Below are 13,839 nucleotides of genomic sequence, written 5' to 3' on the forward strand. Positions count from 1 at the left end.
AAATTTTAAAATTTCGCGGCAAAGCTCGGGTAAAATTTAGCCGCAAATTTCATAAAATTTTTGTTTTGCGGCAAAGAGGAATTTGTAATCGTGCTTCAAGCTGCCTATCTTAGGCTACTCCGATTAAAATCAAAACTCCACGTCAAAAGCGGCTCTTGCCAGGCTATTTTTGCTCTCGCTTAGCTCGTACGATGCGCTGAGTCCGACGCTTTGAAGGATCTTATATTTCAGCCCGATCGCACCGTTAAATACGCCGCTAGAATAATCAAGCCCCTCGACGTCGTATCTATCCGAATACTTTCTGCTTGCATGATACGAATCGCCGCTAAATCGATGCTCATACTCCGCATTTGCAAATATCTGCAGATCGCCGAAAGCCTTGATCGCGTAAATTCCCGCGGTGCCGTTCGGCGCGGTTTTTGAAGCGGAGCTAAATTTAAGCCTAGAGATAGCATCCTCGTTCACCCTAATCGCTCCAAGCCCCAAATACGGCTTTATATAGCCGTTTTCAAATAAAAATTTATACCCTGCTCTCGTGCTGAAATCCCAAATTTGCGACTTGTATTTCGCGCCGTGGATAGCGCCGAATCCGTTGTTGGTTTCAAATTTATGATCGTTCGTCGAATATGTTAAATTGACTGCCAGATCCACGTTCTCGTTAAAATCGTATTTACCCGCCAGACCTAGCTCGTAGGATTTAATGTTTTCTTTGACACCGTCGAATTTACCCTCGTACCAAGCGTCCGATTTTTGGTACCCAAAGATCACGCCCAGCGTAAGATCATCCACTTTCTTGGAGGCTCCGAGTAAAATTCCGTCGCTCTTGTGATCGTATTTGACGCCGCCCGAGCGGTCTTTGTAATCCCCGCCGTAGTTTCCTATCGCGCTTACGTTTACGTTAAACTCCTGCCCGTCAGTGTCGGTTAAATTTTTATAAGCGGAATTTCTTGCAAGCTTTGTAAGATCCAGATCGACCTTCGAGCGCGGCATCTCGATGCCTATGCGGTTGCCGCCTCTTGCGACCTGCGAAAACAGGCTGCCGTTTTTAGGCGTGAAGTTATTGATCGCCAGCATCAGCGCTTCAAAATAGGTAGGCAGATCGTCGTATCCGCTAGGATAGGCATTCGTATCGGAGGTGATGAATAGATTTGCCGCGTTGCGCTCGCGAGATAATCTTATGATCTCATCGTACTGATCTGGTCTTGCGTTATATATGACGTGCAAAATTTTAGAGGAATTTGCGGGGTCTTTTTCAAATTCCGAGGTTCTAGGGCGGTAGTGGTTTATATACTCATCCGCGCTCACCTCTTGCAGCATCCAAACGTCCGCATAGGGAGCTATGGCGTCGCGCACGCCCCAGCCGTTATTTGCCAAAACGAGCATTCCCGGATATTTGGTCTTTATATAATTGTAGATACTCTTCATATAGGCGATAGTTACGGGATTATTTTCGGTATTAACCTCGTCGATGAAGTATCCTGCGATATTTTCTCTGCCGTAGAAATTTACGAAATTATCAATATCGGCATAGACTAAATTTAAATTTCTAGTAGAATTTGTAGTATAGGTATAGCCTAAATTTGATATGCCCGCCGCGATATTTCGCTTCATCTGAACTGCGTCTTCTTCTCTTCTGACCAGATATTGCGTGGTTTGATTGCCCGGCGTCGCCGCTTCGTAAGAGCCGAAAGCCACATAAGGAACCAGCGCGCCGCCTATATTGGTAATGCCGTTCCAAAACTCGGCATTTACGCCGCTATTGCCCGTCCAGCGAAATGCAGGCATCATAACGCGCTGATTATTAAGCCTACCCGAATATGAGCCCTTTTTGGCAAAGCCCCTTGCGTACTCGAGCTTGATACGAAATGAGCTTTCATACTCGTCGCTCGCGGAGCTATCGCTAGCCGCGTCGCGCCTACTTAATTTCGCGCCCAAGCTATCCGCAGCGCTCATTACGTCGGAATGGGAAGTGTTGTTGGAAGGTGATTTTTGCGCGTTTGCATAGCTCCAGGAATTCTGCTCGCTCGCATAGCCGAACCCTGCTGCACCGACAAGCGCAAGAGATACGATTTTTTTCAAAGACTTTAGCATTCTGCACCGCCTCAAATAAAATTACCCAAATTCTTAAATTTCGACAAATTTGCAGACGCGCTTTTAAAATTAAAAGCTTTGTCGAAATTTAAAAATTTAGCCGCCTTAAGACGGCTAAATTTTAAAGCTTATTTTAATGCCGCTTTTGCCTTCTTCGCAACGGTTGCGAAAGCTTCGGCATCGTTCATAGCCATATTTGCTAAAATTTTTCTATCAAGCTCGATGCCCGCTTTTCTAAGTCCGTTTATAAATTTAGAATAGCTGATGTCGTTTAGCCTGCAAGCTGCATTGATGCGCACTATCCAAAGTCTGCGGAAATCGCGTTTTTTCGCGCGTCTGTCACGGAAGGCGTAAACGAGGCTTCTCTCCAGCTGCTCTTTGGCCTTTCTGAAATGTTTGCGTCTTGCGCTATAAAATCCGCGCGCAAGCTTTAGCACCTTGTTGTGACGGCGGCGTCTAACGATGCCTGTTTTTACTCTTGCCATATTAATCCTTTCTTAATCGGCGTCCCTCTTGGGATCTTGCCCTAAAATCCATAAATTTAGGGGAGTTTGAATGACTTTCGTCAAAAACTAACTTCGCACTCTATTTGCAAAGCATTTTTTTAACCGCAGATACGTTCGTAGAATCGACGTATTGGGCCTCGCGCAAATTCCTCTTGCGTTTTTGAGACATCTTCGTCAAAATGTGGCTGCGAAACGCCGAGCCTCTTTTGATCTTGTTTTTGCCCGCTTTAAAACGCTTGACGGCACCGCGCACGCTTTTCATCTTTGGCATGGTCGTCCTTTTTTTAAAGTGAATGGGAAGTATATAATAAAGTTTCTTTGAAAAATTTGAATTTTAGCAAAATTTATGAAAATACAAAATGCTACATCGAAATTGATATAATTATTACTCATAGCAATATTTTCAGATTTATATCGTTTTTATAAATTTAAGCAATTGGATAAAATTTTTCATTTTTAATACAATTAAAACTATAAAACTTACTATTATTAAGCAAAACGCGTAGACGCCGGGCAATATATGAGATATAGCAATAAAGCAAACACCACAAAAAAATTCTACACCAATATTGCAAAAATTTACACTTTTTATAAATTTTTTCAGACCATAACTCAATGCGATATATTTGGCAAAAAGAGATAAAAATAGGCAAAACATTATGATAAATATATCATTGCAAAAATATACAATAAATCCAATAAATACTGAAAATATAATCAAAGAAATTAAATTTATACGAAGCATTTGTCCTTCTTTGCGTAATGCCTTAAAATATGAATTAGTAAGAAGGAGCGTCTTACCTTCGCATAGCAATATCGTAAAAATTATCGGCATATAATTTAAAACGTCCGCATATTTAGGTAGCCAAGCGCCCAGTAGAATTTCTACAGGATATGCAAATAGAAATAAAAATACAAATATGATTGATAGTCCATCATCTAAAATTTTAAAGATTTCGTTTTGTTCGCAAGCTTTTTTAGTTCGTAATATCGGGAATAAGATCGCCGAGAATGCATTGATAAAAAATAGAGCAAAATTTAGTAACGACAATATAAGTGAAATTTTACCAAATAAGACGATGCTAAATTTCCATGCAATCATAGATCTTGCAATAAATACCAAAAATATATTACAAAGCGTAGAAATTGTTAATTTTATACCTATTCGCATATTTTTATATATATAAAATAAGCTATCTGTAAAAGAAGCCATCTTTACCTTAAAAAGATCCCTGCATAAAAAACAAATATAAACAAGCGATATAAATCTGGCAAAAATAAATGAAAATATTAAAAATTTAGCTTTATCGAAATCCACGAAATAAACTGCTGCTATGGATGATAAGACAAAAATTCTTTCTATAAACAAAACGAGTATTGACTTTTTTATCTCATTTACACTTTGCAAAAGATTATATAGAAATGATCTTGGCACCGTGATAGCGCCCGAAATAGCAATATATAAAAATAACCTTTTATCGAACGAAAACGCACAAACCGTAAAAAATATAATTAGGCATTCTAGAATATATAAAATCTCCATCGTACAAATTTGAGATTTTAGAGTTCTTTTAGAAATAAATTCATATCGCCTACCGCCATATCTTAGATATATACCATCAGATAGTCCAAAATGTAAAAATTCTACGTAATTGGCAAAAAATATAAATAATTGATAGTATCCAAAGCCTTCTAAAGATAAAAGCTTCGGTAGAACTAAGATCGATACTACGGATGCAAACGCAAAAAATATCTGCGCTAGCGCCATATATGAAATTTTAGATAGCAAATTCCGTCCTAAATCGTCTTTTGCATAAATTTAACTATTAAAAGACCTAGCTTTTTTGGTATCCACATCGCGCTAACCGTGAATATCCAAAAAGAAGGGAATTTCTTATAAATTTTATATAAATTACAAAAGCAGTTTTCGTTCCTAACCGCAGAAAGGCCGTTTCGTATCCTAATTATATTGGCGGGATAATAATATATTAAAAGCCTTTTTCTAAAAATTTCAAGCACGAAATCTGCGTCAAAATTCTTTTCAATAGCGCTTAGGGTATCATTTAAATTTGTACCAAATACCTCTGAAAAATTATATCTTCCACTATTAAACTGCCTTGCTGCATAAATTTTATCAAATACCACGACTTGCTTATCAGATAAAATCGCGCAGGCGATATTCCAATAAAGCTGCGGAAGATTGTTATTTGCTATCGCGTGCAAATCGATTCTATCAAATAAACTTTTATTTACTATATTAGAAGTTATAAAAGTTAAATTAGTATGGGCTTCTTTTATAAACTCGGATCTATCATCATCATAAATTTTAAAATTACTAAATTCTTTAAATTCTACTGGCTTAATTTCGTCTATGAAATTTTGTGCCTTTAAATGAATGATGCCAAATTCCGAAGAAGAATCTAGTATCTGCATTAAATATTTAATCGTATCATCAAATACCAAATCATCATCGCCGAATATCCATATATATTTTCCGCGCGACAAAGAAATCGCTTTTTTGAAATTATTATCTGGACCAGTATTTTCACTATTTTTTATATATTTTACAAATCCAAAATCAATATATTTTTTTGCAATATCTGAGGTTTTATCACTGGAAGCATTATCTAAAATTAAAATTTCAATATCTCTTCGCTCGCTTTTATACACGCTTTTGCATAGACTATTTAGACTTTTATCTAAGAATTTTGCTCTATTATAAGTCGGTACTGCAATGCTTAAAAAAATATCCTCAGTCAAAATTTATTCTTTCCTTTTCAAATACCAACGGGCGATTTAATACTTGAGTATAGATCGCACCTATGTATTCGCCTATTATACCGATAAAAAATAAAATTCCAGATGAGACAAATGAAAAAAGTATTATGAGAGGCGCGATGCCTACGTTCATCTCGTCCCAATAAATTAGCTTAAGTATAAAATACACAAGTCCTACTATTATACTTAAAACGCCCGTTATCATGCCTATAAAGGTTGCAAGCCGAAGTGGTACTTTGGAATTGCAGATTATACCGAGTATCCCCATATCATAAAGCGTGTAGAAGTTGTTTTTGGTAACTCCTTTAATTCTTACCGGCTGATCGTAAGGAATCTTAGCTACCTTATAGCCGGCTTCTGCGAGCATTCCTCGAAAGAACGGATACGGATCATGCATCTGTCTAAGAGCCGCGATGACCTTTTTATCAAAAAGTCCAAAGCCGGTAAAATTCTTAAAAATTTCGATCTCAGATAGTTTTGATAAGAGCTCGTAATAACACTCTCTGATTTTAAACATCACGCCGCGCTCCTCGCTATCTCGCTTGATAGCCAAGACCAAGTCGTTGCCCTCTTGCCATTTTTCTATAAACTGCGCAATCATCTCGGGCGGATCTTGCAAATCGGCTACGATAGAGATAACAGCATCTCCGTCTGCACCCAAAAGCGCATAGGTTGGCGATTTGATATGCCCGAAGTTTCTGGAATTTACGATGATCTTTAAATTTTTATCATCCTTTGCTAGGCGTTTTAAAATTTCAACCGTCCTATCGGTCGAAGCATTATCAATAAATATATGCTCGTAGGCGTACTCCGGAAATTCGCCCATAACTTTTTTTACGCGCGCATAGACCTCCTCTACGTTCTCCTCCTCATTAAAGCAGGCGGTAACTATACTGATCTTTTTCATATCATCTCCTAAAGACGAAAAATTTATTTAACAAAAATGACACCGCAGCTAGCGGGATCAAAAGCACAAAACCGTTTATATACATATTTTCGAAACCAAGCTTATTAAATAGCCATAAAAAGAATATATTTAAAAGATAGGTTATGACATAAACTAAGGCAAATCTAAGAATCAAACCATTATCACTGCTACCAAACACTAGCTTACCTATAGTTTTAAAATTAAACAATACGCCAAGTATCGTAGAAAACAGCACGGCGAGCGGATAATATAGACCGATATAAATAAAAAGAGCAAATAGCCCATATCCGAAGGCGGTATTTAGGATTCCGACGAGGAGGAAGGATATGAGCTGGCGTTTTATGGGCATTTAGACGCCCTTTCTCTTATACGAACTCATCGGTTTTTCTATGAAGATATATGATAGAAACCCAAAGAACAAACAATAACAAAGTCCTATAAACAAATTGAGACCTATGCCCAAATGGTACTGATCTATTATTTGATGCACTTTAAAAAGAATAGGCTCATGCCAAACATAAATTACAAATGTCATAATTCCAAAATAGTGCAATACACTTTTATTATTTTTAATATTAAACAAAATATCTTTGTATTCTATTAAGACAATTAATAAAAATGTCATTAACGCAGTAAAGGTAGGTAAAAGGTAAATAAATTTTTCTGCATAAAATTTTATATGGGTATTGAAAGTATAATATCCAAGAAAGAAATTAAAAAACAATAGTAGTGTTAATATTATTCCTATAAAGAATCCTATGCATTTAAATTTATATTTTTTGCTTATGCTATCTATATAAAGATTTGCTAATATACCGAATAGAAATAAATCTATATTACAATATAAAGGTTTATAAATGCACCTATCCCAAAATTCAAAATCAACCAAACCGTTATAGCTTATTTTAAATAAAGTAAATCTTTCTATTATACCAAATATAATGACCAAGAACAATACTTTGTTTAATCCAATTTTATCCGATAGAAAAACTATAAATAGCACCAAAAAAGGAGCTAAAATATAAAATTGAATTTCTGTGCTCAAAGACCATAGTGCACCATCAACATTTATATTTAGCAAACTATCATTTGTAAATGTAGCCACTCTAATAAGCGATTTAATATTCTCCGGTTGAAAAATCTCAGGATATGTAAAAATAGCTAGAGTAAATATGCAAAAATAATAAACAGGACATATCTGTAAAATTCGATTTATATAGAACTGTAGAATTCCGCTACTACTATAAGAATATCTTTTTGTAATAAATGCTTTACCCATAAGAAATCCCGACAAAACAAAGAATATCCATACCCCCCCCCATGCGGATGGATATTTTAAAAAGGTCAAATCGATATCGCCCAGGAATATCTTATGCAAATTCTCATTTACTTTAGAATTATAAAAAATAATATACCCATGTATAATAAATACCATAGCCCATGCTATAGTTCTCAATAGAAGTAATTTATTATATATATTTTTATTATATATATAATCTTTTGATAAATTTGGTATATTATTTTTATCTATATTCGATAATATAAACCTGATATCCGCAAATATTGCTATAATTAACAACATTATAATAAAGAAAGAAAAATCATAGCTACTTAAATTGGTTAAAATAAAATGACTGCTTAGTATATTTCCGCTTTTAAATTCTCGGCTATCGTCGAAACCCTTTCTAAATTTTATATTATTAAATTTAGGATACGCATTAGTAAAATCATTTATAATATTTTTTCCATTCAAAATTATATATATTTTATGATTAATATAAGTTACTCGTAATTTATAGATTTGATTTAATTGTATATCAGCACTTATAAGAATACCGAATAACTTACCTTCAATATCAGAAAAAAGCAAATAAACATTTTTGCCATTAAATTCTATTCGTAATCCGTCATTGTAATCCGACGTTTGAAATAAATTCTCATAGCCGTTTATCATCTTATCAAGCTTAAAACTTATATCAGTTCTAAAAAATACATTTTCATTATTATTTAAACTATCGAAAGAGGGTTGATAAAAAGTGCTAAAAAAGATATTTAATTTTTGATTAATAGTTTTGTAACCCGCAGTAATTGATGAAATAGATATTACCAAAATAAATAATAGTATAAAAAATATATTATTTCTTCTTATACACATTAAGAAGTCCTCTGCTATCAATAAGCTCATAATTTTCTTTAACTTCATTAAATAATTTACTTAAAGTCTCGAGTTTCGGTATTCTTTGCTTAACGTTTTCGTTATACCAGTAATTTTCATATATATCAAAGAATCGTCTTTCTTTCATTTCTGCCTTATAGTCTCTATCTATATCGCTATCTACATATAAAATATCAGCTTTAATTATTTATAAGATTTAAGACTTCATTATATTCTATATCTGATACTAAAAAGGAGCGCAGCTCAAAATACTTTAATCTACTATATTTTTTACTGAAAAACTGTAGTATATTGTCATACTTTGATATCATATATACTTCATTTGTATTAGAAGAGTATTTATTTATAAGATCAATCGAGTTTTGAAATTTATCAAAGGGGTATGTGGTAATTATACCTCCTGCTCTATCATGATCCCATTTATAGGTTTTATGAGTTTCAAAGATGCGATTATAATTTTTTATCTCCCATACATAATATATTGCAAATTTAATATACAGCAGCATTCCTATCAAAATGGAAATTATAGAAAATGCTTTTTTGATCTTATTCGGAAATAAATTCAAAATAATTATAAAGGGCAAGACATCTATAAAAAATACTACAGCGGAGATATTTGGCTTCCATACTAAATATGTATAAAGAAAATTTGTATAAAATAGTAAAAATATATAGGATAAAAGATGACCACTTCTCTCAAGTTTTTTATAGAATATCACAAGCATTAACCATTGAATAAATACCACTAATAATATTAAGAAAAATAAGAAAGACGGAATATTAAAAGAATAAAATCCGTCTATAAAATATTTTATTGATGGATTCTTCATCAATGGATATTTGATGAAAAATATAATACCTACGATGGTATAAATAAGTATAAAAAATATTTTTTTAATATCTATGAGTTTATTATTTCGCACCGTATCCATACCATACTCTATAATTAATGTTCCTAAAGCTGCAATAAATATATAAAGTCCAAAATCACTAGCCATAAAAATTGAAAGCAACGCTAGGAATACACATATTAATTTAAAAATCGCGCTCAAATTTTGAAATTTCGTAGCATAGAATAAGAATAAAATTATAGTTAAATCAAAAAAATGTCTTGTATCAAAAAATGTAGGTGCATAATGATAAGAATAATACATAACCGAAAAAAATCTAATACTTAGCAAAAATATAAAAATAAGTCTTAGATAATTATCCTTGAAAAATAAAAATATAAAACCTATCGCTATGGTGTAATAAACCATACATACTATATTCTTCGTCTTTTCAAAATTACTAACGTTTATGCCACCAAGTTTTTCCATTATAAATTTAATAGGATATAAGCTTAGAAAGCCATATTGAGAAAAAATTTTCGATTTGTTTCTACCTAAATCCAACTCATTTATAGGATTTAGCATAAATGGGGTTTCCTCCCAATAATATCTACTAAGAATTTGTATATTTTGCTCAAAAATATTATATGCTATAAAATCAGTTTTTTCTTTGAGCTTATTTAATGTATCAGCACCAAACATAGGATAAGAGTGTGAAAACGCATCTATACCGTATCTATTTATACTATTTGATTCTTTGGCTTCGTCATAAGTAAGATTAAAATCTCTGTTATAGCCAATATTTTCTATATGAGTAGCAAATTTTTTAAAAGTATCTGCGCTAATATGTCTATAATATGGATCAAAAACTAAAAATTTAGGATTATTTTGAAAATTGAATCCTCCTTTATTCCCAGATAAAAAAATATTATCGTATGAATTAAATTTATAATTTATATTATTAGGACTAAAGCATAAATTTTCTTTGATATATTGATTGTTTGAAACAATTTTATTATTATCTAGTATTGTTTGCTCATCTATATATCTAAACTCGTTTGCGAGTTTAAAATCTGAGAAAATCCCATAAAAATAGAATGAAATTTGTATAATTATTAAAGCTAATATAGCCAATTTAGCACAAATATGAAAATTAAAACCTTTTATTTTAAGCAAAATGCTATTCATCGATATTATCTTTATAAATTTTATACCATAAAATTAAAGAAAAGAAAGCAGAGATGATAAAAATATAGAATAGATAAAAATTGAATGTAAAAACCTTTTCTTGATTCATAAAATAGTAAACCCATTTAAAATAGTTATATTTATCTACGGTTGGATCAACATATGCAATAAAAATTTTTTTTCCTACTTTATAAATCAAAAATACAATGATACAAAATAATACAGATAGCTTTAAAACGGCTTTATTTGGCATATTTTATATTTCCTATTTTTAAAATTCTTTCAATTCATCAAATCCGACTTAGTTCTTAGTGGATATAAATTCTTTAATTGCTTTTATAATATACTCTATCTTTTCATCACTCATTCCAGGGTATACCCCCACCCAGAAACTATCGTTCATTATCTTGTCAGTATTTTTTAGCTCGCCTGAAATTTTATAATCGACTCCGAGTTTAAGGCCTGCAAATAGCGGGTGCTTGATCATATTGCCCGCAAATAAATTTCTTGTTTGCACGCCCGCCTTCTCTAGATGCTCGCTAAGCTCGTTTCTACTAAATTTTGCCCCGTCTGCAACCGTCATCATAAAGCCAAACCAGCTAGGCTCGGAATGCGGCTGAGCTTTAACTAAAATGAGCTCCTTTATATCTTTTAAGCCATCATAAAGCTTTTTAAAATTTTGCCTACGACGCTGCACGAAACTAGGAAATTTCTCTATCTGAGCGCATCCCACGGCAGCTTGCATATCGGAGGCTTTTAAATTAAATCCGAAGTGTGAATAAACGTACTTATGATCGTATCCAAGCGGCAGCTCACCAAATTTCTGCGAAAAGCGCCTCCCGCAGGTATTATCTACGCCGCTATCACACCAGCAATCGCGTCCCCAATCACGCATACTTAGCATAATTTTTTTAAGCAGCGGATTGTTTGTGTATGTGGCGCCGCCCTCGCCCATCGTCATATGGTGAGGCGGGTAGAAGCTGCTTGTGCCTATATCCCCCCATGTGCCGGTCGGCTTACCGTCATACAGAGAACCCAGCGCGTCGCAGTTATCCTCGATAAGCCACAAATCATGCTTATCGCAAAATTCCTTCACGGCTTTTATATTAAAAGGATTTCCTAAGGTGTGAGCTACCATAACGGCTTTCGTTTTTGGACTAAGCGCAAGCTCAAGTTTCGTATGGTCTATGTTAAAATACTCAAGCTCCATATCGATAAAAACGGGAACGGCACCATATTGCACGATAGGTGCAACTGTCGTAGGAAAGCCCGCCGCTACGGTTATAACTTCGTCGCCCTTTTTTATGCGGCGCTCTTTTAGAAGCGGCGAAGTGAGCGCAAAAAATGCAAGTAGATTTGCACTGCTTCCGCTATTTACTAAAAATGCCCATTTTACGCCAAGCATTTTGGCAAATTCCTTTTCAAATTTTTTAGAATATGTGCCGTATGTAAGCCAGAAATCAAGCGAGCTATCTATTAAATTTATCATTTCGTGCTCGTCAAAGACTCTGCCTGCGTAATTCACACGACTTTTACCAGGTTCAAATTTGGCGTGCTGCACCGGCTCATGAACCAGCCTATAATACTCTTTTGTCTTTTCTAAAATTTCTTGTTTTAATTCTTGAGGGGTCATTTTTTGCCTTTCCAAATTTCATTGATTTTTCCCAAATATGGATCTTCTTTTATGGTATCTAAGTCTAAGCTAGTAAAATTTTGCTTAAAATATTTATGAATTTTACCGATCGCTTCCGAATGCGGCGTAAGCTTGAATTTATCTTTCATTTCAGATTTTAATAGGCTATTGTCGGAAGTGTATTCATTATTCAGCCCTTCATTTAGCACGATTATCTCCGATTTAAAATCGCTCGCCTCATTTACTAGCGCAGCTAAACTAAGTAGATCGATTTTTGTCCCACTGCTTGCGTTGTAAATTTTATGCCGTGCATCATTTTCTATATAAAATTCCACTACGTTTAACAGGTCATCGACATACATGTAATCAAAAAATACGTTTTGATTGATCGTGATGGGTAGGTGCAGTAGGTTTTTTACTACGGCATTTGTGATAAATTTATAGCGGTAATTCTCCATCTCGCCGTAAATTCCAAACAAACGAAGCTGGATGATATTATCCGCGCAATCCTCAATGTAATGCGACGTGATAGCTTTGTAAAAACCGTATTCTTCAAGCGGAAGCGTCTCTTTATAATCATCCTCGCGAGCATTTATTATCGGCTTGTGTTTACCGTACTCTGCACCGCTTCCAAACGATATGATCTTTGCAACCTTATTTTTTTGCTTAGCAATATTGAAAAAAATCCGCAAATTATACTCGGTCACATTTGACATATCCAGCGTATTGCGACCGCCGCCACGATTGGCTAGATGAACGATAGTATCGATTTTATGCGCACGGACAAAATCGTCAACTGCGCTTTCGTCAGTCAAATTTAGCTCGCTACTTTTTGGAGCGAAAACGTTAAAATTTCCATTTAGCGCAAGACGCTTTTTTAGATGCGAACCGATAAAACCGCTACCGCCCGTGATGAAAAGATTCATCTGTTACTTAGCCTTTTTTCAAGCATTTCGATTCTTTTCTCATCCTCAGACTTGATTCTGTGATAATACCTACGCTTACTTTTAAGCCAGGCTAGTTCAAATTCCACGCCGGCTAAAATTCCAGCCTCCATATTATTTATGGCGTCTTTATGATAGACAATCTTTCGCGTTTCGTATTTATCAAGCAATCCTCTGGAAATCAGATATTTAATAAAATCGCACGACTTTGCGGATATGGCTCCGCCTAGACCGCATTTTAGTCCTTTAGCCCTTGCTTTAGTGTAAATATCTTCGCAATATTTTAACATCTCATCGCTATCTGCAAAATCCCTATTTTTGCCCATCGAAGCAGTAAAATCGACCCTGCCTATCGTTATGCCGGTTAATGTATTGATATTTTCTAAAGATAAAATATCGTCTAAATTCTCATAGCATGTTATGGTTTCTACATTAATCGCGAATTCTATATCATTACGGTTATCTTCTGCTACAAAGGTATTTATAGCGGCCACGAACTTACTAACGGCAAATTTTGTCTCCGCCATTGGTGCTATGATACCATTTACACCTAGAGTAATAGCGTTATATATATCGGTTACCGCTTCGACGCCTCCGATTTTCATAATAATAGGAAGCCCAACTTTAGAGGTAATATCTTTTAGTCTACAAAGTTCCTCCTGCCTACTACCTTCATTCTCGTACTCTGCTTTGATCTCAAAAACACCGTATTCGTCTTTAAGTCTTTTAAGAATATCGATCATCTCGTATTCTAAAACATTCATT

General features: G+C 34.3%; 11 protein-coding genes. All 11 read right to left on the reverse strand.

The window, feature by feature from the left end:
- Positions 1–129: 129 nt before the first annotated feature.
- A complete protein-coding gene (locus tag CGRAC_RS09825) occupies positions 130–2,091 on the reverse strand; it encodes an autotransporter domain-containing protein (RefSeq protein ID WP_005871093.1) in 1,962 nt (653 codons plus the stop codon).
- 128 nt (positions 2,092–2,219) lie between these two features.
- Positions 2,220–2,576, reverse strand: coding sequence for a 50S ribosomal protein L20 (gene rplT / locus CGRAC_RS09830; protein WP_005871091.1), 357 nt, complete (start codon positions 2,574–2,576; stop codon positions 2,220–2,222).
- A 100-nt stretch (positions 2,577–2,676) separates the two neighbouring features.
- A complete protein-coding gene (gene rpmI / locus CGRAC_RS09835; RefSeq protein WP_005871089.1) occupies positions 2,677–2,868 on the reverse strand; it encodes a 50S ribosomal protein L35 in 192 nt (63 codons plus the stop codon).
- Between the two features lie 1,526 nt (positions 2,869–4,394).
- A complete protein-coding gene (locus CGRAC_RS09845; protein WP_005871086.1) occupies positions 4,395–5,357 on the reverse strand; it encodes a glycosyltransferase family 2 protein in 963 nt (320 codons plus the stop codon).
- Entirely contained in the window at positions 5,350–6,282 is a 933-nt protein-coding gene (locus tag CGRAC_RS09850) for a glycosyltransferase family 2 protein (protein ID WP_005871083.1), read from the reverse strand. Before CGRAC_RS09850 ends, CGRAC_RS09845 begins: the two co-directional genes overlap by 8 nt.
- A 1-nt stretch (position 6,283) precedes the next feature.
- On the reverse strand, positions 6,284–6,652 hold the full coding sequence (locus tag CGRAC_RS09855; RefSeq protein WP_005871081.1) for a GtrA family protein: 369 nt from the start codon (positions 6,650–6,652) through the stop codon (positions 6,284–6,286).
- Positions 6,653–8,488 (reverse strand): acyltransferase family protein, encoded by a 1,836-nt coding sequence (locus tag CGRAC_RS09860; protein WP_005871079.1) that lies wholly within the window; start codon positions 8,486–8,488, stop codon positions 6,653–6,655.
- 170 nt (positions 8,489–8,658) lie between these two features.
- The gene (locus tag CGRAC_RS09865) at positions 8,659–10,497 is read right to left on the reverse strand and encodes a hypothetical protein (protein WP_005871074.1); all 1,839 of its coding nucleotides are present in this window, start codon (positions 10,495–10,497) and stop codon (positions 8,659–8,661) included.
- Positions 10,498–10,798: 301 nt separating this feature from the next.
- Positions 10,799–12,130, reverse strand: a complete 1,332-nt coding sequence (gene rfbH, locus CGRAC_RS09875; RefSeq protein ID WP_005871072.1) for a lipopolysaccharide biosynthesis protein RfbH — start codon at positions 12,128–12,130, stop codon at positions 10,799–10,801.
- Positions 12,127–13,056 (reverse strand): NAD-dependent epimerase/dehydratase family protein, encoded by a 930-nt coding sequence (locus tag CGRAC_RS09880; protein WP_005871071.1) that lies wholly within the window; start codon positions 13,054–13,056, stop codon positions 12,127–12,129. Before CGRAC_RS09880 ends, rfbH begins: the two co-directional genes overlap by 4 nt.
- Entirely contained in the window at positions 13,053–13,838 is a 786-nt protein-coding gene (locus CGRAC_RS09885; RefSeq protein ID WP_005871070.1) for an aldolase/citrate lyase family protein, read from the reverse strand. The genes CGRAC_RS09880 and CGRAC_RS09885 overlap by 4 nt, the downstream gene beginning before the upstream one ends.
- Position 13,839: the final 1 nt, after the last annotated feature.

Source organism: Campylobacter gracilis, from assembly GCF_001190745.1.
Taxonomy (GTDB): Bacteria; Campylobacterota; Campylobacteria; order Campylobacterales; family Campylobacteraceae; genus Campylobacter_B; species Campylobacter_B gracilis.